Raw genomic sequence first — 22316 nt, 5'->3', positions numbered from 1 at the left:
CTTTGCGGCGCGATGGAGCACCGTGACCCTTCTGCGCGAGACCCCGACCGGGACCCCCGATCCCGCGGCGGCATCGGCGACCCGCGACGTCCCTGACGCGACGCTCGCCCGCCTGCCGCTGTACCTGCGGGTGCTGCAGACGTTCGCCGACGCGGGTGCCGCGACCTGCTCGTCGGTCGAGCTGGCCGAGGCCGCGGGCGTGAACCCCGCGAAGGTGCGCAAGGACCTCTCCCACCTCGGCTCCTACGGCACCCGCGGAGTCGGCTACGACGTCGAGTACCTGCAGTACCAGATCGCGCGGGGCCTCGGGCAGACGCAGACGTGGGACGTCGTCATCGTCGGCGCCGGCAACCTCGGCTCGGCCCTCTCGACCTACGGCGGCTTCGCGCCGCGCGGCATCCGCGTGGCGGCCGTCCTCGACACCGACCCGTCCCGCGTGGGCAGCACGGTCGGCGACGTCGAGGTGCGTCCGCTCGACGTGCTCGACGCCGTCGTCGCGGAGCACGCCATCGCGATCGCCGTGGTCGCGGTGCCCGGCGAGGCCGCGCAGGAGGTCGCCGACCGGCTCGTCGCCGCCGGTGTCACGAGCATCCTCAACTTCGCACCTGCCGTGCTGCAGGTGCCGCCCCACGTGCAGGTGCGCAAGGTCGACCTCTCGGTCGAGCTGCAGATCCTCGCGTACCACGAGCAGCGGAAGGCGGAGACGGCATGAGCGAGCGCCAGCTGGGGGCACCTCCCGCTTGCGGGGGCGCGAACGATGGGCACCTCGTGCCGGCACGTCCGTACCGTGCTCTTCCCACGGAGGTGTCGGCATGAGCGTGTTGGTGGTGGGCATGTCCCACCGGTCGGCCCCGATCGACGTGCTGGAGCGCGCGTCGCTCGACACCGACGCGGCGGTCAAGCTCGCGCACCGGGCGCTGGAGACCGCGTCGGTCACGGAGGCCGCCGTCATCTCCACGTGCAACCGGGTCGAGGTGTACGTGGAGGCCGACCGGTTCCACAACGCCCTGGAGGACGTCTCGCACCTGCTGGCCGAGCACGCGGGCCTCGGGCGCGAGGACCTCGTGTCGCACGCGTACGTGCACTACGACGACTCCGCGGTCGCGCACCTGTTCTCGGTGGCGGCGGGCATGGACTCGATGATCCTCGGCGAGAGCCAGATCTTGGGCCAGGTACGTCAGGCGCTGCACACGGGCCAGGCGGAGTCGACGGTCGGCTCGGCGCTGAACGCGCTGTTCCAGCAGGCGTTGCGGATCGGCAAGCGGGGGCACGCGGAGACCGGGATCGACCGGCTGGCGCCGTCGACGGTGACGGCCGGCCTCGACGCCGTGGGCGACGTGGTGCTCGAGCCCGACACCCGGTTCCTGGTGGCGGGTGCGGGCACGATGGCCAGCCTCGCCGTCCGCACGCTCGTGGAGCGTGGTGTCGAGCCGCGTCGGATCATGGTCGCGAACCGCACGTTCCAGCGCGCCTACGAGCTGGTCGCCACGTTCGGGGTGAGCGCCGTCCGTTGGGAGGCGCTCGACGTCGAGCTGGCGGCCGCCGACGTCGTCATCAGCTGTACCGGCGCGGCCGGGTCGGTCTTCGAGACCGACCGGGTGGCCGCTGCCCTCGCCCGCGGCGGTCGCCGGTCCGAGGAGATGGTGTTCGTCGACCTGGCGCTGCCGCGCGACGTCGCCCCTGGCGTGGGCGAGCTCGACGGGGTGACCGTCATCGACCTGGTCACGCTCGCCGCGCGCTCGGAGAACGCCGAGCTGGCCGGCGACGTGGAGCAGGTGCGGGCGATCGTCGCCGACGAGGTGCGCAGCTTCCTGGCCGCCAAGGCCCAGTCGCGCGTGACGCCGACCGTGAAGGCGCTGCGCAGCATGGCCACCGAGGTCGTGGAGGCCGAGACGGCGCGTCTGCTGGGCCGCCTCGACGGTCTCGCGCCGGAGCAGGTCGAGCAGGTCAGGATCGCGCTGAAGCGGGTCGCGGACAAGCTGATCCACGCGCCGACGGTGCGCGTGCAGCAGCTGGTCGACGGTCCGGCAGGTCTCACGTACGCCGACGCACTGTCGGACCTGTTCGCGCTCGACCCCGCCACGGTCGATGCCGTCACGCAGGTGAAGGGAGGCAAGGGATGAGCGACCGCGCCCCCCTGCGTCTCGGCACCCGTGCCAGCGCCCTCGCCACCACCCAGTCGGGGCAGGTGGCCGCCCGCATCACCGAGCTGACCGGTGTCGAGGTCCAGCTCGTGACGGTCAGCACCGAGGGCGACCGGAACCAGGCCCCCCTCACGCAGATCGGCGGCACGGGCGTGTTCGTCGCGGCCCTGCGCGAGGCGGTGCTGGAGGGTCGGGTCGACCTCGCCGTGCACTCGCTGAAGGACCTGCCGACGACGCCCGACCCGGCCCTGACCCTCGCGGCCGTCACGTCGCGGGAGGACCCCCGCGACGTGCTCGTCGCGCGCGACGGGCTCACCCTGGGCGAGCTGCCGCCCGGCTCCCGGGTGGGCACCGGCTCGCCGCGTCGCGCCGCACAGCTCAACGCGCTGGGGCTCGGCGTCGAGATCGTGCCCGTGCGCGGCAACGTCGACACCCGCATCGGCAAGGTCACGTCGGGCGAGCTCGACGGCGTCGTCCTCGCCCGCGCCGGGCTCCTGCGCCTGGGCCGGGAGGACGAGGCCACCGAGGTGCTCGACCCGATCCAGGTGCTCCCCGCGCCCGGCCAGGGGGCCCTGGCCTGCGAGTGTCGCGCCGACGACGCCGAGACCGCTACGATCCTCGCCGTGCTCGACGACCCGGACACCCGGGCCGCCGTCACCGCCGAACGTTCCCTGCTCTCCGCGCTGGAGGCAGGGTGCAGCGCACCCGTCGGTGCGCTCGCCGACGTCGTCTGGGGAGACGACGGCGACGAGCTGTGGCTGCGCGCTGTGGTCGGAGACCCCTCCGGCTCACCCACCATCCGCCTGTCCGCCTCCGGCCCGCTCAGCGAGCCGGCAGCGGTCGGCGAACGTCTCGCTGCCGAGATGCTCGCCGAAGGTGCGTCCGAGCTGATGGCCGACACCCCGTCCGGCACATCGATCGGACCCACCTCATGACCACCCGGCAGTCCAGGAAGAAGACCGACACCGTGACACCACCCACCACCGCCACCGTCGAGGCACCCGCGAAGCAGGACCCCGCGCCCAAGCGGAGCCCGAAGCCGCTGGGGCACGTCAGCTTCGTCGGCACCGGTCCGGGCGACGCCAGCCTGCTGACCGTCCGCGCGGCCGAGCTCATCGCCGAGGCCGACGTCGCCATCATCGAGCAGCCCGACCAGGCTGCCCTCGTGCCCGAGGGCGTCGAGGTCGTGGACGGCGGCGTCGGTGAGGACGGCACCGCCCTCACCCACGCCGCGCGCGCCCGGCTCGTCGTCCGGCACGCCAAGACCGGCGCGCACGTCGTGCGTCTCGTCAGCGGCGACCCGTTCACGTACGCCACGGCGCCCGAAGAGGCCGCCGCGTGCGCGAAGGCCGGCATCGCCTTCGAGATCGTGCCCGGCGTCTCGTCCGTCACCGGCGTCCCCGCCTACGCGGGCGTGCCGCTGACCAACAAGGCGCACCGCCAGTACCGCGTGGTCAGCGTCGGCGACGCCACCATCACCTGGGCCGACCACGCCGGCACCGACACGCTCGTGCTGCTGTCGGCGGTCGCGCGCATCGGTGAGGCCGCCGCCGGCCTGATCGAGGCGGGACGCTCCCCGGAGACGCCCGTCGCCATGACCCGCGTCGGCACCACGACCGAGCAGACGACCGTCGTGTCGACGCTCGCCGACATCGCCGTGGACGCGAAGGCCGCGGCCATGACGTCGCCGGCGATCACCGTCGTCGGCGAGGTCGTCGCGATGCGTGAGGCGCTGTCGTGGTTCGAGACGAAGCCGCTGTACGGCTGGCGCGTGCTCGTGCCGCGCACGAAGGAGCAGTCGGCCGGCCTGGCCGCGCGCCTGCGCTCCTACGGCGCGGTGTCGGAGGAGGTGCCGACGATCTCCGTCGAGCCGCCCCGCAACCCCCAGCAGATGGACAAGGCCGTCCGCGGCCTCGTCGAGGGCCGCTACGAGTGGGTCGCGTTCACCAGCGCGAACGCCGTGAAGGCCGTGCGCGAGAAGTTCGAGGAGTACGGCCTCGACGCGCGCGCGTTCTCGGGCCTGAAGATCGCCGCCGTCGGCGAGAAGACCGCCGAGGCGATCAGCACCTGGGGCATCCGCGCCGACCTCGTGCCAAGCGGCGAGCAGTCGGCTCGCGGCCTGGTCGAGGACTGGCCGCCGTTCGATGAGCTGCTCGACCCGATCAACCGGGTGTTCCTGCCGCGCGCCGACATCGCCACCGAGACGCTCGTGGCCGGCCTGCAGGACCTCGGCTGGGAGGTCGACGACGTGACCGCCTACCGCACGGTGCGGGCGGCGCCGCCGCCGGCGCCGACGCGTGAGGCGATCAAGACCGGCAAGTTCGACGCGGTGCTGTTCACGTCGAGCTCGACGGTGCGCAACCTGGTCGGGATCGCGGGCAAGCCGCACGCGTCGACGATCATCGCGTGCATCGGCCCGGCCACGGCGCAGACGGCGGAGGAGCACGGCCTGCGGGTCGACGTCCTCGCCGAGCAGCCGTCGGCGGACGTCCTCGCGGACGCGCTCGCCGAGTTCGGTGCCGCCCGTCGCCTTGCCTTCCTGGAGGCGGGAGAGCCGGTGCTGAAGCCGTCGCAGAAGAAGCCGTCGTCGCGGCGCAAGGCCTGACGTGACGTCCCAGGACCGACCGTCGCTGGGTCGTCGGTCGCCGGGCCGACCGCCCGTCCACCGACCGCGCCGTCTCCGCACGACGCCCGCCATGCGGGCGCTCGTGCGCGAGACGCGCACGGAGCCGTCGCAGCTGGTCCTGCCGATGTTCGTGGCGGAGGGGCTCACCGAGCCCAAGCCCATCGCGAGCATGCCGGGCGTCGTGCAGCACACGCGCGCGTCGGCCCGTGAGGCGGTGCGTGAGGCGGCCGGTCTCGGCCTGGGCGGCGTCATGCTGTTCGGCGTGCCCGAGCGCAAGGACGCGGTCGGCTCCGGGGCGCTCGACCCCGACGGCATCCTCAACGTCGCCCTGGCCGACGCCCGCGACGAGGTCGGCGACGACCTGCTCGTCATGGCCGACCTGTGCCTCGACGAGTTCACCGACCACGGCCACTGCGGCGTGCTCGACGACCAGGGTCGCGTCGACAACGACGCGACGCTGGAGATCTACGGTCGGATGGGCGTCGTGCAGGCCGAGTCGGGGGCCCACCTCGTGGGCCCGAGCGGCATGATGGACGGCCAGGTCGCGGTGGTGCGCGAGGCGCTCGACGACGCGGGGCACACCGACGTCGCGATCCTCGCCTACGCCGCGAAGTACGCGTCGGCGTTCTACGGACCGTTCCGCGAGGCCGTCGACTCCTCCCTCCAGGGCGACCGCAAGACCTACCAGCAGGACCCCGGCAACGCCCGCGAGGCGCTGCGCGAGACCTTGCTCGACGTCGCCGAGGGTGCCGACATCGTCATGGTGAAGCCGGCGCTCGCCTACCTCGACCTCGTCGCGTCGATCCGCGCCGCCGTCGACCTGCCCGTCGCCGCCTACACCGTGTCGGGCGAGTACGCGATGGTCGAGGCCGCCGCCGAGAAGGGCTGGATCGACCGCGAGCGCACCGTCTCGGAGACAATCACCTCCATCCGCCGCGCGGGCGCCGACATCGTCCTCACCTACTGGGCTGCCGAGATCGCTCGCCGCGCCTGAGCGTTCGGCTCTCTGTGAGGGACCTGCGGCTGCGTCGGTGTGGTTCGTCGGAGACCTACGGCTGCGTCGGCGTAGCTTCGCGGTCGAGGTGGGGCTGCGCTGGCGCGGCTTCGTGTGGGTGTGGTCTCCGAAAGGGCCTCGACCGGGCGGCTGGGCGGTCGCTGGTCCAGGGTCTCGGGCTGCGGGTCGCGTTCGGGATGGAGGCACGATTCTGCGTTCGCGCCCCCCCTGAGCGGTAGGTGTGCCACCCAATCGACGTTGGCGGTGGGTCTGCCACCCTTCCCAGCGCTCGACAGGTGGCAGGCCTACCGCTGAGCGGGGCAGGGATGGCAGGCCTACCGCTGAGCGGGGCAAGGGTCGCAGGGATCCTTCCTTCGCGCGCTGAAGCCCGAACACTTCTGCGTTGACGACGGGATCCCGTAGCGAACGCAGAAATCTTGGCCCCTCGACGCACGAACGCAGAATCTTGCGTCCCACGCGGGCCGCAGCCCGAGAACCCGACCCACCGCCGCACCCAGCTGCCCGGTCGAGGCCCCTTTCGGAGACCACACCCAGCGTCAGCCGTGTCAGCGCAGCCTCACCCAAACGAGAAGCCGCGCCAGCGCAGCCCCGCCCGAGCAGCAGGCCGTGCCGACGCACCCGCGGGGACTCCGGGAAATCCCCCGACGCGACGAACCCCCGACCACCGGCCGGGGGTTCGTCGTCGGGGCGGGTCAGCCCTTCGTGTACTTGTCCATGCAGGCCTTGAAGCGGGCCGCGTGGGTGTCGACGGGGAGGAGGGAGACCTCGACGGCGCAGCGCAGGTTCGCCTCGGTGGCGCTGAGCAGGTCGGTCACCGGCTTCGTGATGGGCGCGAGGGGGGTGTCCTTCACGGCACCCTGCACGGTGCCGCCGACGGTGGAGCCGCCACCGGACCCGCCGGTCGAGCCGCCGCCCGTGCCGCCGGAGCCACCCGAGCCGCCCGTGGAGCCGCCGGACGAACCGCCCGAGGATCCGCCGGTGGAGGAGCTGTTGCCGCGCGGCTTCTTCGTCGACTCCTGGACCTTCTGCTCCTGCTTGGCCGCGTCGCGACGCTCGGCGGGGGTGAGGGTCTGATCGAACGAGCGGCTGGTCAGCACCGAGCCGGTCGACGTGCCGTTCGGGGTAGCGGTGAAGTCGCCGCTCGCGTAGGCCTTGCTGATGCCGAGCACCAGGTCGACGTACTCCGAGGAGTTGTTGTACCGGCGGACCGCTGCGGCGGCGCCGTCCTGCGTCGACAGGTCGCCGCTGCCGGAGCACAGGTAGATGGCGGCCGCCGTGGCGGCGTCGTTGATGTTCTGGGGGTCCTTCTTGCCGTCACCGTCGGCGTCGACGCCCACCGAGCGCCACGTGCCGGGGATGAACTGCATCGGACCGACCGCGCGGTCGTAGACCGCGTCGTCGTCGAGCGCACCGTTGTCGGTGTCGCGGATCTCGGCGATGCCGTCGCGACCGTCGAGGGGGATGCCGTAGATGCCCGGCCTGGCCACGCCCTTCGCGTCGAGCGCGTTGCCGCCGGTGCGACCGTGGTTGGACTCGACCCGCCCGATCGCGGCGACGAGGTGCCACGGGAGGTTGCACGACGCGTCGGCCTTGCCCAGCAGCTCCTCCGCGCGGCGGTACGCCGACAGCGCGGCCGTCGGGATGCCGTTGGTCGACAGCGTCGCCAGGGTGCCGCTGGCGCCGGCGCGCGAGTCGACGCCCGGGGGCGCTGCCTGCACGCTCGCCGGCTGCTCGAACGCGGTGGCGGGGACGTCGGGGATGTCGTCGGCGCTCACCCGGTCGCTGGCCGTGGCCAGACCGGTGTTGCTGATCGCCGCTCCCCAGGCGACCACCAGCAGACTCATCGGCACCAGGGCGCTGGCCTTCTGCCAGCGGCTGAGCTTGCGTGCTCCCATACGTCTCGTGTCCCTCCCGCGACCGCCGTGGCGGCGGTCACAGTAACCAGATGTTACCGGCCACCACTCCCTCGTGGATGTGGCCTGCATCTCATCAACGACGGATGTGTCCCTCAGGTTACGTCCGAGTGGCCCGTGCGGCACGCCTGACGGACGACAGGAGCCCCCTGCCGCCGTCCCGGCGCTGGGCCCGACCCGGGACAATGGTGACCATGTCCTCCACCCCGCAGTCCCAGCAGTGGTTCGACCGCGCCGTCCAGGTGTCGCCGGGTGGCGTGAACTCCCCGGTGCGCGCCTTCCGGGCCGTCGGCGGGACACCGCGCTTCATGACGTCGGCCCAGGGCGCCTGGCTGCACGACGCGGACGGCACGCGCTACCTCGACCTGGTGGGCTCGTGGGGCCCGATGCTGCTCGGCCACGCGCACCCGGAGGTCATCGCCGCGGTCACCGAGGCCGCCGGCCGCGGCACGTCGTTCGGCACGCCGAGCCCGCCGGAGGTGGAGCTCGCCGAGGAGATCGTCGCCCGGACGCCCGTCGACCTCGTCCGCATGGTCACGTCGGGCACCGAGGCCACGATGTCGGCGATCCGCCTCGCCCGCGGGTTCACCGGTCGCACGCGGGTCGTGAAGTTCGCCGGCTGCTACCACGGTCACGTCGACTCCCTGCTCGCCGAGGCCGGGTCGGGTGTCGTCACCCTCGGCCTGCCGGGCTCGCCGGGCATCCCGGCGCACGTCACGGCCGACACGATCGTCCTGCCCTACAACGACCGCGACGCCGTCACCGCGGCGTTCGCCGAGCACGGCGACGAGATCGCCTGCGTCATCACCGAGGCCGCCGCCGGCAACATGGGCGTCGTCTCCCCGCTTCCCGGCTTCAACCAGTTCTTGTCCGAGACGTGCGCCGCGCACGGGGCGCTGCTCGTCAGCGACGAGGTCATGACCGGCTTCCGCGTGACCCGCTCCGGCCACTGGGGCCTCGACGGCGCCCAGGAGGGCTGGCGTCCCGACCTCCTCACGTTCGGCAAGGTCATGGGCGGCGGGTTCCCCGCGGCCGCGTTCGGCGGGCGCGCCGACGTCATGGCCCTCCTCGCGCCGAGCGGCCCGGTGTACCAGGCGGGCACCCTCGCCGGGAACCCCGTCGCGTCCACCGCGGGGCTCACCACGCTGCGCCTCGCCGACGACGCGGCCTACGCCCGCCTCGACGACTGGTCCGCCCAGGCCCGGGCGCTCGTGTCGTCGGCGCTCGACGACGCGGGCGTGCCGCACGTCGTGCAGAACGTCGGCAGCATGTTCAGCGTCGTGTGGGGCCTGACCGAGCCCGTGCACGACTTCGCCGGCGTGCAGCGCCAGGAGACGCACCGCTACACCGCCTTCTTCCACGCCATGCTCGACGCCGGCGTGTACCTGCCGCCGAGCGCCTACGAGTCCTGGTTCGTCTCGGCGGCTCACGACGACGAGGCACTCACTAGGATGGCCGAGGCCCTGCCCGCCGCGGCGCGTGCCGCTGCAGCGGCCACCCCGGCCTGACCGAGCCCGACGGCACACCGTCCACCGCGAGGAAACCCCCATGAGCGAACGCACCATCGTCCACCTGATGCGCCACGGCGAGGTGCACAACCCGCAGGGCGTCCTCTACGGACGGCTCCCGGAGTTCTACCTGTCCGACCTCGGGCACCAGATGGCCGAGCGCGCCGCCGACCACCTGTCGACGAACGAGATCGTGCACCTCGTCTCCTCGCCGCTCGAGCGCGCCCAGCAGACCGTGGCCCCGCTGGCCAAGCTGCTCGAGGCGCCGGTCACGACCGACGACCGCGTCATCGAGGCCGACAACCTCTTCGAGGGCCGCACGGTCGGTGCCGAGCCGAAGGCGCTCCTGCACCCCAAGAACTGGTGGCTGCTGCGCAACCCGTTCCGCCCGTCGTGGGGCGAGCCGTACCGCGAGATCGCCGCGCGCATGCAGGCTGCCGTCGCCGACGCCCGCGACGCCGCCCGCGGGCACGAGGCCGTCATCGTGTCCCACCAGCTCCCCGTGTGGATCGCGCGCCAGGCCTACGAGAAGAAGTCGTTCGTGCACGACCCGCGCACCCGCCAGTGCTCGCTCGCCAGCCTGACCAGCCTGACCTTCGACGGCGACCGCTACGTCGGCTTCACGTACGCCGAGCCGGCCGGCGACCTCCTGCCCGACGCCCTGAAGGCCGGCAAGAAGTTCGTCGGGGGCGCCTGAGCCGTGAGTCGTTCCTCGCGCCGCCGCGGCGCCGCCGTCGTCCTCGCCCTGGCTCTCGTCGTGCTCGCGGCGTGCTCCGGTCGCGGCACGGAGGGCTCCACCGGCGGCTACGTCAGCGCCAGCCGCTTCGTCACGTCGGTCCCCGTCGAGGACCGCACCGACGCGCCGGTGCTGGAGGGCGAGGACCTCGAGGGCAAGCGCATCAGCTCGGCCGACTTCGCCGGCAAGACCCTCGTCGTCAACGTGTGGGGCTCCTGGTGCCCGCCGTGCCGCAAGGAGGCGCCGGTGCTGGAGGAGGTGGCCCAGCAGTACGCCGACCGCGGCGTGCAGTTCCTGGGCCTGAACGTGCGCGACCAGACCGCTGCCGCGCGGGCCTTCGAGGAGCGGATCGGCACGACCTACCCGAGCATCGTCGACTCCGACGGCCGCCAGCAGCTCGGCTTCGCCGACAGCCTCCCGTCGCAGGCCATCCCCACCACGTGGGTGATCGACGCGAAGGGCCGGGTGGCCGCCCGCGTCATCGACCCCGAGCTGCGCGCCTCGACGCTGTCCGGCGTCCTCGACGACGTCCTGGCGAGCACCTCGTGACCGACTGGTTCGCCGACACCGTCCTGTCGGGGTCGCTGCTGCTGGCCGTGCCGATCGCCGTGCTGGCGGGCCTCGTGTCGTTCTTCTCCCCGTGCGTGCTGCCCCTGCTGCCCGGCTACCTCTCCTACGTCAGCGGCGTCGGCGTGCAGGACCTCGAGACGAAGGGTCGGTCGAGGCTGCTGCTCGGGTCGGTGCTCTTCGTCCTCGGCTTCACGGTGGTCTTCGTGACCGGCGGGGCCCTGTTCGGGGCGCTCGGGCAGGAGCTCTACGACTACCGCCGTGCCATGTCGGTGGTGCTGGGCATCGTGGTGATCGTGCTCGGACTCGTCTTCAGCGGCGTGCTGCCCATCCTGCAGCGCGACGTGCGCGTGCACGCGGTGCCCGCGGTGGGGGTCGCGGTCGCGCCACTGCTCGGGCTGTTCTTCGGCCTCGGCTGGCTGCCCTGCATCGGCCCGACGCTGGGCGCGGTGCTCACCCTCGCGAACAACTCCGGCACGCTCGAGCGGGGTGCGTTCCTGACCTTCGTGTACTGCCTCGGGCTCGGCGTCCCGTTCGTGCTCGCGGCGCTCGGCTTCGGCCGGTTCATGCACGCCGTCCGCTGGGCCCGCCGGCACCAGCAGACCCTCCAGCGGGTCGGTGGCGGCCTGCTCGTCGTCGTCGGCGTCCTGCTCGTCACGGGCGTGTGGGACGCGGTCGTCGTGCAGCTCCAGACGTGGGCCGGCGGCTACGGGGCGGCGATCTGATGGCCCGCTCCCGCAAGGACCGCGCGCCCGCGGAGCTCGCCCCGGCGCTCGGACCGGTCGAGACGCTGCGGTGGGCGTGGCGCCAGCTGACGTCGATGCGCACGGCGCTCCTGCTCCTGCTGCTGCTCGCCATCGCGGCGGTCCCCGGCTCGGTCGTGCCGCAGCGTGGTGTCGACGCCCGCGCGGTCGAGGCGTTCCAGGCCCGTCACCCCGACCTCTCGCCGTGGCTGGAGCGGCTCGGCGTCTTCCACACGTACACGTCGCCGTGGTTCAGCGCGGTGTACGTGCTGCTGATGGTCTCGCTCATCGGCTGCATCCTGCCGCGCACGAAGGTCTACCTGAGGTCGGTGCGCGCGCGTCCGCCGCGGGCCCCCCGCAACTTCGACCGGCTGCCGGCGTCGGCCACCTTCGAGACCGACGCCGACGTCGAGGAGGTGCTGGCCGTCGCGCGCGGTGCGCTGCGCGGTCCGCGGCTCCTGCCGAGCCGTGTCGACGTGGTCCGCGACGAGGCGGCATCAAGCACCGGCGGGGGTGCCGGGCCGGGGGCGGCAGAGAGCGCCGGCGGGGGTGCCGGGCGGGGGGCGGCAACAAGCACAGGCGAGGTGCGGGCCGAGCGCGGCTACCTGCGCGAGCTCGGCAACCTGGTCTTCCACACGAGCATCGTGGCGGTGCTGGTGGGGGTGGCCGCCGGTGCGCTGTGGGGCTACCGCGGTGCCGCGATCGTCACGCAGGGGGAGGGCTTCGCCAACGTCCTCACGCAGTACGACGAGTTCGCGTCGGGTGCGCTGTTCGACACGAACGACCTGCCGCCCTTCTCGCTGCAGCTCGACAAGATGGTGGCCCGCTTCTGGACGACGGGTCCGCAGCGGGGGGCGCCGCGCCTGTTCGAGGCGTCGGGCACGTACCGCGAGGGCGTCGACGGCCGCGAGAAGCCGTACGAGATCCGCGTGAACCATCCGTTGAACGTGGGGGGCACGTCGGTCTTCCTCGTCGGGCAGGGCTACGCGCCGGTCGTGAAGATCACCGACGCGAAGGGCGACGTCGTGTTCGACGGTGCGGTGCCGTTCCTGCCGGCCGACGGCACGTACACGTCGAACGGCGTCATCAAGGTGCCCGACGCGCGTCCCGAGCAGCTCGGCTTCCAGGGGTTCTTCCTGCCCACGGCGGTCTCGAACGGCACCGAGGAGGCGTCGGTGTCGGCGTTCCCGGGTGCCGTCAACCCGCTGCTCGGCCTGTTCGTCTTCCATGGCGACCTCGGGGTCGACGACGGGCTGCCGCAGTCGGTGTACGTCCTCGACCAGGACAAGCTCGAGCAGTACAAGAACGCCGACGGCTCGAACTTCCGGGTGAGCCTGAGTCCGGGGCAGGAGGCCGACCTCCCGGACGGCGGCACGATCGAGTTCACCGACCTGACGCTGTTCGCTCGGTTCCAGATCGCGTCGACGCCGCTCGTCTGGCTGCCGCTCGGCGGCATCAGCATCGGCATCGTCGGGCTCGTGCTGTCGCTGGCCGTGCGGCCGCGGCGCACCTGGGTCCGTGCACGTCGGGTGGGTTCGCGTACCGTGGTGGAGGTCGCCGCCCTCGACCGCGTGCCGCGCGACGACCTCGGCACGAGCCTCGAGGACCTGCTGGCGCAGCTGCGCAGCGGCCTCGGCGACCCACCGGACGACCCGGAGAAGGAGCCCCGATGAACCTCGCCGACTACACGCAGGTGTCGAACTTTGCCGTCACCTCCGGCATGATCGTCGTGGCGCTGGCGTTCCTCGCGTACGTGGCCGAGTGGGGCTTCGCCCGTCAGGTCGTCAAGGAGGAGCAGCCGGTCGCGGTCGGCGCCGGCGGCGTCCCCGCGGAGCCGGTCGAGCAGGAGTCGGCGAGCCGCTCCGACGTCCTGCGCTCCGTCGCGTACTCGCTGACCGTGCTGGGCACCGTCGTGCTCGGGCTCGCGATGGTCACCCGTGGTCTCGCGTCGCAGCGTGTGCCGTGGGGCAACATGTACGAGTTCGGCGTGGGCGGCGCGTTCATCGCGCTGCTCGTGTACGTCGTCGTCGCGCGCGTGTCGCCGATCGAGTGGGTCGGTGGCATCGTCACCGGGTTCGCGCTGGCGGTGCTGGGCCTGGCGGTCTCGACGTACGTCGAGCCGGGTCCGCTCGTGCCGGCGCTGCACTCCTACTGGCTCGTCATCCACGTGGCGGCGGTGATGATCGCGGGTGCGTTCTTCCTGCTCGGCACGGCGGCGTCGGTCATGTACCTGGTGCGTCAGCGGGCGGAGGACAACGGCACGGTCGGACCGCGTCTGTCGCGCTTCCCGTCGGCGGCGGTCATGGACCGGTTGGCCTACCGCGTGATCGCCGTCGGCTTCCCGCTGTGGACCTTCGGCGCCCTCATCGCCGGCCCGATCTGGGCGCACTACGCGTGGGGCCGCTACTGGGGCTGGGACCCGAAGGAGGTCTGGGCCTTCATCACCTGGGTCGTCTACGCCGGCTACCTCCACGCCCGCGCCACCGCCGGCTGGAAGGGCAAGCGCGCCGCGATGATCGCGATCGTCGGCTTCGCCACCTTCGTCACCAGCTACTACATCGTCAACCTCTTCGGCTCCGGCCTCCACTCCTACGCGAAGTAGTCCGCCGCCCCTCCTGCCCTCCCCGCGTTGTGGACACTTGCGGGGCGGTGTGTGAGGTCGGAATGCCCCGCAAGTGTCCACGACGAGGAGTCGCGTCGGCCGTCCACAGGGGTAGGTTGCTCGGACGGGCGGGCAGGGCCAGCGTCGGGGCATGGATCTTCCACGCGATCGACCGTTCACGCTGCGCGAGGCGCAGGCCCGTGGTGTCAGCCGCGACGTCCTGAGAGGGTCACGGTTCCGACGCCTGCACCGCGGCGTCTACGTGCGGTCCGACGTCCTTCTCACCTGGCGGGTCAGGATCGTCGCGGCGCTGCTCGTGCTGCCGGCCGACTGCGTCGTCAGTCACCTGACCGCCCTGAGGGTGTGGGGCTACGACACCGGCGGTGACGACGTGGACCTCTCCACTCGGACCGCGCTCCGGTCGAGGCTGCCGGGGGTCGTGCTCCACCGTCGTCTGCACGCGATCCCCAGCACGACCGTGGCGGGGATCCCCGTCACCCGGCCGGAGCGCACCTTCGTCGACTGCGGCACCCGTCTCGGGTTGGTGACGCTCGTCCAGGTGGCCGAGCACCTCCTGCGTGCGACGTCGTGCACGCGCGAGGGGCTCGAGTCGTTCTGCCACGCGCAGCACCTGCACGGCGTGACGCGGACGCGCCGGGCCATGACCATGGTGCGAGAGGGGTCGGAGTCGCCGATGGAGACGCTGCTGCGGCTCATGCTGGTGTTCGCACGTCTGCCGGAGCCGCAGGTGAACGTCGACGTCCTCGACGAGCGCGGTCGGTTCGTCGCTCGCGTCGACCTGCTGTACCCGCGGTGGAAGGTCGTGGTCGAGTACGACGGGCGCCACCACGAGACCGACCGCGCGCAGTGGGCACGCGACCGGCGACGTCGTGAGGCGCTCGAGGCGCTGGGCTACCGCATCATCGTCGTGGCTGCGGCGGACCTCGCCGCGCCGAGGCAGGTGCCGTGGCGCGTCCACGCCGCCCTCGTCGCTCGCGGGTACACGGGCCCTCGTCCGGTCACGAGCGTCCAGTGGCTCAGGTGGTTCACCCGCCCCGCCGTTCTGGACACTTCAGGGGGTCGGAGCGCCGCCTGAGCGCCCCGCAACTGTCCAAAAGTTGCTGGCTGGCGCTAGAGGCCGCGGAGGTAGTCGGGGTCGTCGTCGGGGCCGCGGGTGGGGGGACGGCCGCCGGGCCAGCCGTAGCCGGAGTCGCGCGGGGGGCGACCCTTGCGCGACTGCGTGCCGAGGAACATCCACGCGAGGGGGCCGACGAACGGCAGCAGGATGACGACGAACCAGGCGGGCTTCGGCAGCCCGCGGACCTGCTGGCGCGGCGTGGCCAGGAGGTCGAAGAAGGCGTACACGAGCAGCACGACGGCGACGATCGCGATCAGTGCCTTCCCCATGGCGCCACCGTACCTGCGGCCCTCAACCCGCGCCGCCCGAGCGTCGCCGCCGCGGCGACGACCGTCGCAGGCCTGCAACGGGTGCCGACGAGGGGCTTCTCGGCGCCGACTAGGCTCGACGCATGAAGGCGTTCTGGAGGTACACGCTCGCGCGGCTCAGCGTCCTGGCCGTCACCTACCTGCTGCTGTGGGGCGTCGGGCGCACCTTCCTGGAGTTCGACGAGCTCACCAACCTGCTCGTGCTGCTCGCCGCCATGATCATCTCCTCCGTCATCTCGATCTTCCTGCTCGCCGGCATGCGTGAGCAGGTCGCGCTCCAGCTGCAGGAACGCGCCGAGCGCATGACGTCGCGCATCGAGGAGTCCCGCAGTGCCGAAGACGTCGACTGAGGTCCGCGCCTGGATCGACGAGGCGATCCGTCGCGTCGAGGCCGACGCCAACCGCAGCGCCGACACGCACCTGCACGCGCTGCCCGTCGCCACCCCCGACGTCGACCTGTACCTGAAGGACGAGTCGGTGCACCCCACCGGCAGCCTCAAGCACCGGCTCGCGCGGTCGCTGTTCCTGCACGCCCTGTGCAACGGGTGGATCGGGCCGGGCTCGACGGTGGTGGAGGCCTCGAGCGGGTCGACGGCCGTCAGCGAGGCCTACTTCGCCCGCCTCGTCGGTCTCCGGTTCGTCGCCGTCATGCCGGCCGCGACGAGCGCGGAGAAGGTCGCGCTCATCGAGTGGTACGGCGGACGCTGCCACTTCGTCGAGAACGCGGCCGACGTGTACGACGAGGCGCGCCGGGTGGCCGAGGAGTGCGACGGCCACTACATGGACCAGTTCACGTACGCCGAGCGGGCGACCGACTGGCGTGGCAACAACAACATCGCGGAGTCGATCTTCGAGCAGATGTCGGCCGAGCGGCACCCGGTGCCCGCCTGGGTGGTCGTCAGCGCCGGCACGGGCGGCACGTCCGCGACCATCGGCCGCTACCTGCGCTACCGCCGCCACCCCACGTCGCTGCTCGTCGCCGACCCCGAGAACTCGGCGTTCCTCGACGGCTGGGAGCAGGACACGTCCGACGTCGTCACCGGGGTGTCGTCGCGGATCGAGGGCATCGGTCGGCCGCGGGTCGAGCCGTCGTTCGTCGGCGGTGTCATCGACGACATGCTGCGCGTGCCCGACGCGGCGTCGATCGCGACCATGCGCTGGACGAGCGACCGGCTGGGCCGTCTGGTGGGTGGCTCGACCGGCACGAACGTGTGGGCGTCGCTGACCGTCGCGACACGCATGCGGGCCGCGGGAGAGAGCGGGAGCATCGTCACCCTGCTGTGCGACGCGGGGGAGCGCTACCTCAGCAGCTACTACGACGACGCGTGGCTGGCCCAGCGCGGCATCGACCTCGCGCCGTGGACGCAGCGGCTGGCCGAGTACGACGCGACCGGGCTGCTGCCGGACGTCGTGTGAGCACGGTCAGCTGACCTCGACCAGCGTCCACGACTCGACGGCCCCGTCGGCGAGCACCAGTCGGCCGACGGTGCCGTGCGGCTGACGTCGCTTGTCGGTCGGCGAGCCGGGGTTGAGGATGCGGGGCCCGGCCTCGTCGGTCTCGTCCCACGGGATGTGCGAGTGCCCGAACACGACGACGTCGGCGTCGGGGAAGCGTCGCCGCATCCGCCGGACGCGACCCTGCTTCTGGCCGGCGTCGTGGATCATCGCGACCCGCACGCCCGCGAGGTCGAGCTCGAGGGTCTCCGGCGCGCCCCACGCCGCGACGTCGGCCCCGTCGTTGTTGCCCAGCACGACGTGCACCGGCGCGAGGGTCGCGAGCTCGTCGAGCACGGACGGCCGGCAGACGTCGCCCGCGTGCAGGACGAGGTCGACGTCGCGCAGCTCCTCGGCCACCCGCTCGGGCATGCCCTTCCAGAACCTGGGGGCGTGGGTGTCGGAGACGACGCCCACCACGAGCCTGCCCCGGTCGGAGGTCATCGGCCGAGGACGAGCCCGAGGGCGAGGCCGGCCGACCAGAGCAGCTCGGCGACGCCGGTGGCCTTGAGGACGGGGACGAGCGCCGGTCCGCCGGCACCCGAGAGCACGGCCCGCAGTGCGGGGGCGGCGGGCAGCAGGCCGGGCAGGGCGAGCAGGGCCCAGGGAGTGGCGCCGACGGCCAGCGCGACGGCGAGCACGGCGCTGAGCCCGACGAGTGCCGCGTAGAACTGGCGCGAGCGGGCGTCGCCGAGCACGACGGCGAGCGTCCGCTTGCCCGCCTCGACGTCGGTGGGGATGTCGCGCAGGTTGTTGGCGACGAGGATCGCGCAGGCGAGCGCGCCGACGCCGGCGGCTGCCGCCCAGGCCTCCCACGGCAGCCCCTCGACCTGCACGTAGACCGTGCCGAGGACGGCGACCAGCCCGAAGAACAGGAAGACGCTCACCTCGCCGAGCGCACGGTAGCCGTAGGGGTTCGGGCCGCCCGTGTAGGTCCAGGCCGCGCCGAGGGCGGCGACGCCGACGAGCAGCAGCCACCACGTCGTCGTGGCCGCGAGGGCCAGGCCCAGCAGCGCGCCGAGGCCGAGGAAGCCGAGCGCGGCGGCCTTGACCGCCGAGGGCCGGGCCAGCCCCGACCCGACCAGCCGCAGCGGACCGACGCGGTCGTCGTCGGTGCCGCGGATGCCGTCGGAGTAGTCGTTGGCGTAGTTCACGCCGATCTGCAGCGCGAGGGACACGCCGAGGGCGAGCAGCGCCTTGCCCCAGACCACGTCGGCCACGTACGCCGCCACGCCGGTGCCGGCCAGCACGGGGGCGACGGCGGCGGGAAGGGTGCGGGGACGGGCCCCCTCGACCCACTGCGAGAGGGTCGCGCTGCTGCGGTCGTTCACGATGCTCCTAGGGTTCAGCGGACAGTGTGCCAGCGCCTAGGGTGGGGGGATGACGCAGCCGCCGTTCCCGTTCGTCCTCGTGCTGCTGACGGGCATCTTCGTGTGGCTCGCGGTGACGTCCGACGGCGGCTGGCTGCCGCTCGCCGCCGGGTTCGGGGCCCTCGTGACGGGTGCCGCGGCGCTCTACCAGTCGCGTCCGGTGCGCGACCCGCTCGACGAGGAGCCGGAGTCCGAGGAGTGGGAGCCGGGCTCCTGACCGCGGCGGCGTCGCTGCGCCCGGTGTCGGGCTCGGCGCGCGACGTGCTCGACCTGCTGCGTCCGTGGGTGGCCGGCGACGACGTCGAGCCGCTCGTCGTGCGCACGTCGGGCAGCACGGGCGAGCCGAAGGACGTGCGCCTGTCGCGGGGCGCGGTGCTGGCGTCGGCGCACGCCACGCACGCACGTCTCGGCGGGCCCGGCCAGTGGCTGCTGGCGCTGCCCGTGACCGGCGTGGGTGGCCTGCAGGTGCTGGTGCGCTCCCTCCTCGCGGAGCAGGAGCCGGTGCTCCTCGACGACCACGACGACCTCGTCGACGCGCTGCGCGAGCTCGACGCGCCCCGCACCTACGCGTCCCTCGTGCCCACCCAGCTGCACCGCCTGGCGTCGGCGGGCCGGCTCGACGTGCTCGCGGCGCTCGACGCGGTGCTGGTGGGCGGTGCCGCGCTCGACCCGACGCTGCGCGAGCAGGCGACGTCGGCGGGTGTGCGGGTCGTGCGCACCTACGGGATGAGCGAGACGAGCGGAGGATGCGTGTACGACGGCGTCCCGCTCGACGGCGTCCGCGTGCGGGTGGCCGACGCGCGCGACGGCGTGGGTCGCGTGCAGCTGGCGGGACCGGTGCTGTTCGACGGCTACGGCGACGTCGCGCGCACCGACGAGTGGTTCGACACCGCCGACCTCGGCAGCGTCGACGCCGCGGGCGTGCTCAGCGTCGTCGGTCGGGCCGACGACGTCGTCGTGAGCGGCGGCGTGAACGTGCCGCTGCCCGCGGTCGAGCGGGCGCTGCGCGCGCTGCCGGAGGTGCACGACGCGGCCGTCGCGGGCGTGCCCGACGACGAGTGGGGCACGCGGGTGGTGGCCGTGGTGGTCCCGGCCGACGCCACCTGCCTCGACGCGGTGGCCGCCGACCGTCTGCGCGACGCGCTCGAGGAGCAGGGACTGCCGCGCCGCTGGGCGCCGCGCGACGTCACCCTCGTCGACACCGTCCCCCTCCTCCCGAACGGCAAGGTCGACCGCCTCGCCGTCCGCCGCCTCTTCCGACCCCACCCTTCCCGCCCCTTTGGGTTGGGCCCCACCTAAAGGGTGATGTCCCACCCCAGCGCTGGGGTGGGACGAACCCTTTGAGTGGGGGAGACGACCTCTGGAGGGCGTCCAGAGCTCGTCGTCGCAGCGTTGGGCCCGGTGCGACGCCACGCACGCGGCACGCGGCACGCGGCACAGGATGATCCCCCCCCCAACGCAAAGGGAACTCCCCCACGCAGCGCTGCGTGGGGGAGTCAGTCTTTGGGTGGGGCCCAACCCAAAGGGGGAGGGGGTCAGGCGGAGGCGACGGCCTCGTCGAGGGGCGTCTCGCCGGTCACGAGGTCCCACTGACGGCCGATGCCGGCGCCGGTGTGGAGGACCTCGGCGATCACGGCGGCGACGTCGGCGCGCGGGACCTCGCCGCGAGCCACGGAGTCGCCGAGCGTCACGCTGCCCCGCGCGGGGTCGTCGGTCAGCCGGCCCGGGCGGATGATCGTCCAGTCCAGGCCGCTCTCGCGCAGCGCGACGTCGGCGTCGCGCTTGGCCTCGACGTAGGCGCGCCACACGTCGTCGGTGTCCTCGGGCAGCGGCAGGTCGACGCCGATCGCGGAGACCTGCACGAAGCGTCGGACGCCCGCGATCCTTGCGCCCTCGATCGACTTCAGCGAGCCCTCGAGGTCGACGGCGCGCTTGCGGCTGATGTTGCCGTCGGGTCCGCCGCCGGCGGCGAAGACGACCGCGTCGCAGCCGTCGAACACGGACGCGAACGCGTCGGCGTCCTGCTGCTCGATGTCGAGCCGGCGCGCCGTGGCCCCCCGCTGCTCGACGTCGCTCGTGTGCGCGTCGTTGCGGATGAGCGCGACGACGTCGTGGTCGCGTGCGCGGAGCTGCTCGATGAGGTGGAGGGCGATCTGGCCGTGGCCCCCGACGATGGCGATGGTCGACATGTGTCCACCGTTGCACGGCGCACCTGACGTCGCAGTGCGGCTCGGGGTGGTTGTGCGCGACCTCACCCGCGGGCCCCGACGCTGCCGCGCCGCTACCCTCGGCAGGTGCACACGTTCGCGATCGGGATGCCCGTCCGGTTCCGTGGCATCCACCGACGCGAGGGCCTGCTGATGCGCGGCGCCGCCGGCTGGGGCGAGTTCAGCCCGTTCCTCGACTACGACGACGAGGAGTGCGTGCCGTGGCTGCGGGCCGCGCTCGAGGCCGCCCACGACGGCTGGCCCGAGCCCGTCCGCGACCGCGTGCCCGTGAACGCGACCGTGCCCGCCGTGGGACCCGAGCAGGCCGCGCAGATCGTGCGGACGTCGGGTGCCTCGACCGCCAAGGTCAAGGTGGCCGAGCGGGGCCAGACGCTCGCCGACGACGTCGCACGCGTCGAGGCGGTCCGCGACGTCCTGGGCAGCGGGGGTCGGGTGCGGGTCGACGCCAACGGCGGGTGGTCCGTCGACGACGCGGTCGCGGCCGTGAAGGCCCTGGATGCCGTCGGCACGCTCGAGTACGTCGAGCAGCCGTGCGCCTCGGTGGAGGAGCTCGCGCTGGTCCGCCGCAGGGTCGACGTGCCCGTGGCCGCCGACGAGTCGATCCGTCGCGCCGCCGACCCCTACCGTGTCCGCGACCTGGAGGCCGCCGACGTCGCCGTGCTCAAGGTGCAGCCGCTGGGCGGGGTGCGCGCGTGCCTGCGCGTGGCCGAGGAGATCGGCCTGCCCGTCGTCGTCTCGAGCGCCGTCGAGTCGTCGGTGGGCCTGGCCGCGGGCGTCGCGCTCGCGGCGGCGCTGCCCGAGCTGCCGTACGCGTGCGGCCTCGGCACCACGTCGCTGCTCGACGGCGACGTCACGAGCAGCCCGCTGGATCCTGTCGACGGCTGGCTCCCCGTGCGCACGGTCGACGTCGAGGAGGCGGCGCTGGCCGACGTCGCCGCCGACGCCGCGACCGACGCCGCCTGGCGTGCCAGGTTCGAGCGTGTCGACGCCCTGCGCCGCGCGGCGGTCGCGCGATGAGCGAGCAACGGTCGATCGGCGTGGCGCGCAGGTTGTTGCACGCCCTGCTCGGCCACCACGTCACCGACGTCGTCCTGGCGCCCGGCTCGAGGTCGGCGCCCCTGGCACTCGCGTTCCACGCAGCCGAGCAGGCGGGACGCATCCGCCTGCACGTGCGGGTAGACGAGCGCGAGGCAGGCTTCCTCGCCCTCGGCCTCGCGAGGACGTCGCACCGCGTGGTGCCCGTGGTGACCACCTCCGGCACTGCGGTGGCGAACCTGCATCCGGCGATGCTCGAGGCGCTGCACGCCGGCGTGGGGGTGCTGGCCGTGACCGCCGACCGTCCGGCGAGGCTGCGGGGCACGGGCGCCAACCAGACCACGGTGCAGCCGGGCATCTTCCCGGGGGTCGCGTACACGGACCGCGTGAAGGGTCTGCTCGGCGTCGCCCGGCCCGACGCGCCAGGCCACCTGAACCTCGAGCTCGACGAGCCGTTGGTCGAGTCGGTCGACTGGTCGCTCGACCGCGACCCCGACGCCTTGATGCTCGGCCGGGTCGGCTCCTGGCGCGAGCCCGGTGTCCTGACGACCCTCGACCTGGGCCCCCGCACCGTCGTCCTCGCCGGCGACGACTCCGGCGCCCGCGCCCGGGTGCTCGCCCGCGAGGCGGGCTGGCCGCTGCTCGCCGAGCCGACGTCGGGCTCCCGCACGGGTGGCGCGCTGTCGACCTACCGCCTGCTCCTCGGTCACGAGCCCCTGGCCGGACGGGTCGAGCGGGTGGTGTCGTTCGGCCACCCGACGCTGAGCCGTCCGGTCACGCGGCTGCTGGCGCGCGCCGACGTCGACGTCGTGCACGTGGGCACGCAGGCGACCTTCCCCGTGCCGGCCGGCCCCCGCGTCACGTTCGTCGACGACGTCGCGGCCGGCAG

Annotated in this window: 23 protein-coding genes; 18 read left to right on the top strand and 5 right to left on the bottom strand. The window is 73.2% G+C overall.

Going from position 1 to position 22316, the window contains the following annotated elements; genetic code table 11:
* Positions 1 to 22: 22 nt before the first annotated feature.
* The 5 genes from A6Q81_RS04825 (at position 23) to hemB (ending at position 5764) form a co-directional block, all read left to right on the top strand.
* The gene (locus A6Q81_RS04825) at positions 23 to 712 is read left to right on the top strand and encodes a redox-sensing transcriptional repressor Rex (RefSeq protein ID WP_083516218.1); all 690 of its coding nucleotides are present in this window, start codon (positions 23 to 25) and stop codon (positions 710 to 712) included.
* A gap of 100 nt (positions 713 to 812) precedes the next feature.
* Positions 813 to 2123, top strand: a complete 1311-nt coding sequence (locus A6Q81_RS04820) for a glutamyl-tRNA reductase (protein ID WP_067854528.1) — start codon at positions 813 to 815, stop codon at positions 2121 to 2123.
* Complete coding sequence (gene hemC / locus A6Q81_RS04815) at positions 2120 to 3079, top strand: hydroxymethylbilane synthase (protein WP_067854531.1); 960 nt, start codon at positions 2120 to 2122, stop codon at positions 3077 to 3079. The genes A6Q81_RS04820 and hemC overlap by 4 nt, the downstream gene beginning before the upstream one ends.
* Positions 3076 to 4749, top strand: coding sequence for a bifunctional uroporphyrinogen-III C-methyltransferase/uroporphyrinogen-III synthase (locus A6Q81_RS04810; RefSeq protein ID WP_286689721.1), 1674 nt, complete (start codon positions 3076 to 3078; stop codon positions 4747 to 4749). The genes hemC and A6Q81_RS04810 overlap by 4 nt, the downstream gene beginning before the upstream one ends.
* Before the next feature lies 1 nt (position 4750).
* Positions 4751 to 5764, top strand: coding sequence for a porphobilinogen synthase (gene hemB / locus A6Q81_RS04805; RefSeq protein WP_286689720.1), 1014 nt, complete (start codon positions 4751 to 4753; stop codon positions 5762 to 5764).
* A 713-nt stretch (positions 5765 to 6477) separates the two neighbouring features.
* Here the strand turns inward: hemB and A6Q81_RS04800 are convergent.
* Positions 6478 to 7680, bottom strand: coding sequence for a lytic transglycosylase domain-containing protein (locus A6Q81_RS04800; RefSeq protein ID WP_286689719.1), 1203 nt, complete (start codon positions 7678 to 7680; stop codon positions 6478 to 6480).
* Between the two features lie 212 nt (positions 7681 to 7892).
* Between A6Q81_RS04800 and hemL the strand changes: the two genes are divergently transcribed.
* From hemL to A6Q81_RS04765, 7 genes are all read left to right on the top strand, one after another.
* Positions 7893 to 9206: a glutamate-1-semialdehyde 2,1-aminomutase gene (gene hemL / locus A6Q81_RS04795; RefSeq protein ID WP_286689718.1), complete on the top strand. Its 1314-nt coding sequence runs from the start codon at positions 7893 to 7895 to the stop codon at positions 9204 to 9206.
* 40 nt (positions 9207 to 9246) lie between these two features.
* Positions 9247 to 9903, top strand: a complete 657-nt coding sequence (locus A6Q81_RS04790; RefSeq protein ID WP_067854547.1) for a histidine phosphatase family protein — start codon at positions 9247 to 9249, stop codon at positions 9901 to 9903.
* 3 nt (positions 9904 to 9906) lie between these two features.
* Positions 9907 to 10491: a TlpA family protein disulfide reductase gene (locus A6Q81_RS04785; protein WP_067854550.1), complete on the top strand. Its 585-nt coding sequence runs from the start codon at positions 9907 to 9909 to the stop codon at positions 10489 to 10491.
* Positions 10488 to 11234 (top strand): cytochrome c biogenesis CcdA family protein, encoded by a 747-nt coding sequence (locus tag A6Q81_RS04780; RefSeq protein WP_067854553.1) that lies wholly within the window; start codon positions 10488 to 10490, stop codon positions 11232 to 11234. The genes A6Q81_RS04785 and A6Q81_RS04780 overlap by 4 nt, the downstream gene beginning before the upstream one ends.
* Positions 11234 to 12925, top strand: a complete 1692-nt coding sequence (resB, locus tag A6Q81_RS04775) for a cytochrome c biogenesis protein ResB (protein ID WP_286689717.1) — start codon at positions 11234 to 11236, stop codon at positions 12923 to 12925. The genes A6Q81_RS04780 and resB overlap by 1 nt, the downstream gene beginning before the upstream one ends.
* A complete protein-coding gene (gene ccsB / locus A6Q81_RS04770; protein ID WP_067854559.1) occupies positions 12922 to 13854 on the top strand; it encodes a c-type cytochrome biogenesis protein CcsB in 933 nt (310 codons plus the stop codon). The genes resB and ccsB overlap by 4 nt, the downstream gene beginning before the upstream one ends.
* A gap of 151 nt (positions 13855 to 14005) precedes the next feature.
* Positions 14006 to 14950 carry a DUF559 domain-containing protein gene (locus tag A6Q81_RS04765; RefSeq protein ID WP_286689716.1) on the top strand — a complete coding sequence of 315 codons (945 nt, stop codon included), beginning with the start codon at positions 14006 to 14008 and terminating at the stop codon, positions 14948 to 14950.
* A gap of 35 nt (positions 14951 to 14985) precedes the next feature.
* Here A6Q81_RS04765 and A6Q81_RS04760 read toward each other — a convergent pair whose 3' ends face one another.
* Complete coding sequence (locus tag A6Q81_RS04760; protein ID WP_067854565.1) at positions 14986 to 15261, bottom strand: PLD nuclease N-terminal domain-containing protein; 276 nt, start codon at positions 15259 to 15261, stop codon at positions 14986 to 14988.
* 122 nt (positions 15262 to 15383) lie between these two features.
* Here A6Q81_RS04760 and A6Q81_RS04755 point away from each other — a divergent pair, with 122 nt between their 5' ends.
* On the top strand, positions 15384 to 15650 hold the full coding sequence (locus A6Q81_RS04755; protein WP_286689715.1) for a DUF4229 domain-containing protein: 267 nt from the start codon (positions 15384 to 15386) through the stop codon (positions 15648 to 15650).
* On the top strand, positions 15631 to 16716 hold the full coding sequence (gene cds1, locus A6Q81_RS04750) for an L-cysteine desulfhydrase Cds1 (RefSeq protein WP_286689714.1): 1086 nt from the start codon (positions 15631 to 15633) through the stop codon (positions 16714 to 16716). The genes A6Q81_RS04755 and cds1 overlap by 20 nt, the downstream gene beginning before the upstream one ends.
* A gap of 6 nt (positions 16717 to 16722) precedes the next feature.
* Here cds1 and A6Q81_RS04745 read toward each other — a convergent pair whose 3' ends face one another.
* Both A6Q81_RS04745 and A6Q81_RS04740 read right to left on the bottom strand, forming a co-directional pair.
* Positions 16723 to 17238, bottom strand: a complete 516-nt coding sequence (locus tag A6Q81_RS04745) for a metallophosphoesterase family protein (protein ID WP_286689713.1) — start codon at positions 17236 to 17238, stop codon at positions 16723 to 16725.
* Positions 17235 to 18125 (bottom strand): 1,4-dihydroxy-2-naphthoate polyprenyltransferase, encoded by an 891-nt coding sequence (locus A6Q81_RS04740; protein WP_286689712.1) that lies wholly within the window; start codon positions 18123 to 18125, stop codon positions 17235 to 17237. The genes A6Q81_RS04745 and A6Q81_RS04740 overlap by 4 nt, the downstream gene beginning before the upstream one ends.
* Positions 18126 to 18174: 49 nt before the next feature.
* Between A6Q81_RS04740 and A6Q81_RS04735 the strand changes: the two genes are divergently transcribed.
* Together A6Q81_RS04735 and A6Q81_RS04730 are read left to right on the top strand one after the other, a co-directional pair.
* Positions 18175 to 18381 (top strand): hypothetical protein, encoded by a 207-nt coding sequence (locus tag A6Q81_RS04735; protein ID WP_286689711.1) that lies wholly within the window; start codon positions 18175 to 18177, stop codon positions 18379 to 18381.
* Positions 18363 to 19463 carry an AMP-binding protein gene (locus A6Q81_RS04730; protein ID WP_286689710.1) on the top strand — a complete coding sequence of 367 codons (1101 nt, stop codon included), beginning with the start codon at positions 18363 to 18365 and terminating at the stop codon, positions 19461 to 19463. The genes A6Q81_RS04735 and A6Q81_RS04730 overlap by 19 nt, the downstream gene beginning before the upstream one ends.
* Before the next feature lie 236 nt (positions 19464 to 19699).
* On the opposite strand, the gene A6Q81_RS04725 is transcribed toward A6Q81_RS04730, so the two are convergent.
* Complete coding sequence (locus A6Q81_RS04725) at positions 19700 to 20353, bottom strand: SDR family oxidoreductase (protein WP_286689709.1); 654 nt, start codon at positions 20351 to 20353, stop codon at positions 19700 to 19702.
* A gap of 126 nt (positions 20354 to 20479) precedes the next feature.
* Here A6Q81_RS04725 and A6Q81_RS04720 point away from each other — a divergent pair, with 126 nt between their 5' ends.
* Both A6Q81_RS04720 and A6Q81_RS04715 read left to right on the top strand, forming a co-directional pair.
* Entirely contained in the window at positions 20480 to 21409 is a 930-nt protein-coding gene (locus tag A6Q81_RS04720; protein WP_502692804.1) for an o-succinylbenzoate synthase, read from the top strand.
* A partial coding sequence (locus A6Q81_RS04715; protein WP_286689707.1) for a thiamine pyrophosphate-binding protein occupies positions 21406 to 22316 on the top strand: 911 nt, incomplete at its 3' end. The genes A6Q81_RS04720 and A6Q81_RS04715, both read left to right, overlap by 4 nt.

Origin of the sequence: Aeromicrobium sp. REDSEA-S38_B2 (assembly GCF_001628525.1) — a bacterium.
Taxonomy (GTDB): Bacteria; Actinomycetota; Actinomycetes; order Propionibacteriales; family Nocardioidaceae; genus Aeromicrobium; species Aeromicrobium erythreum.
This window is presented reverse-complemented; position numbering and strand designations above follow the sequence as displayed.